Origin of the sequence: Agrococcus sp. TSP3-2-1, assembly GCF_049897585.1 — a bacterium.
Classification (GTDB): domain Bacteria; phylum Actinomycetota; class Actinomycetes; order Actinomycetales; family Microbacteriaceae; genus Agrococcus.
This window is the reverse complement of sequence record NZ_JAFCWN010000017.1, coordinates 1-1,073: the sequence shown is the minus strand read 5'-3', so window position 1 is coordinate 1,073 and position 1,073 is coordinate 1. Positions and strand designations below refer to the sequence as shown.

The window sequence follows — 1,073 nt, the reverse complement described above, 5'->3', positions numbered from 1 at the left end:
TGTACCGGGTCATGACCTTGGTGCGGTTCGGGTGATCGGTGGGGCTCCGATGGCTGAGTGGATGCGTTCAGTGTTGTAGCGCTGGAGCCAGGGCGCAAGGGCGGCAGCCCGTTCTGCGTTCGAGGTGAAGGGCCGCCGATAGGCCCATTCGCTCTGCAGGGTGCGGTTGAAGCGTTCGACCTTGCCGTTCTGCCACGGGCAGTGTGGTCGGATGAACACCTGGCGCGCGCCGAGCTCCGCGACGGTCTCTCGCAGCGAGTAGCGGTATGCCCAGGCGTTGTCGGTCATGATCCGTTCGATCGAGGCGATGCCGTGCGCGGCGAAGAACGCGGCTGCTCGGCGCAGGAAGCCGGCGCAGGTGGCGCCCTTCTCGTCCGCGAGGATCTCCGAGTACGCGAGCCGGGAGTGGTCGTCGACGAGCGAGTGGACGAAGTCGTAGCCCGAGCGGCGGTCCCGATCCCGGTCGGCGCCCACGCCGCGGCCCAGCGCACGCCAGCCGCCGCCGTCGGGGATGCGGCCGAGCTTCTTGACATCCATGTGGACCAGCTCGCCCGGCCGCTCCCGCTCGTAGCGGATGGCGGTCTGCTTGGAGGTGCGGATCACCTCCCCGGTCATTGGATCCAGCGCCGCCAGCGGCGGCGCGCCCCGCCGGGCCAGCACTCGCGAGACCGTGCGCGGCGAGACGCCGACGAGCTGCGCGATCGGGTCTCGGCCGAGGCGCTCCTCGACGCGCAGCCGCACGATCTCGAGCTCCGTCTCCTCCGGAGTGCGCGTCGGCGACGAGCCCGGCCTGGAGGAGCGGTCCTGGAGGCCGTCGATGCCCTCGGCCTCGAACCGTTCGAGCCAGCGGGCGACGCAGTTCCGGGAGCAGCCCATTGCGGCTGCGACGTGCGAGCGCGGCCAGCCCGCTTGCACGCGCAGTACCGCGATCTCCCTGCCCCGAGGCGTCAGGCGAGCGTTAGCGTGGGACACGAGGACCTCCGTTGGTCGGTGAAGGGTTGAACAACTCCACTCAACCCGCGGGGGTCCTCCTCACGCCACCACCCGATGCACCAAGGTCATGACCGGGTACA

The 1,073-nt window shown here is 70.2% G+C and carries 1 protein-coding gene; it reads right to left on the bottom strand.

What is annotated here, in order from left to right; genetic code table 11:
* Positions 1–9 precede the first annotated feature (9 nt).
* The gene (locus ACP7BI_RS13325; protein ID WP_425847174.1) at positions 10–972 is read right to left on the bottom strand and encodes an IS481 family transposase; all 963 of its coding nucleotides are present in this window, start codon (positions 970–972) and stop codon (positions 10–12) included.
* Between the last annotated feature and the right edge of the window lie 101 nt (positions 973–1,073).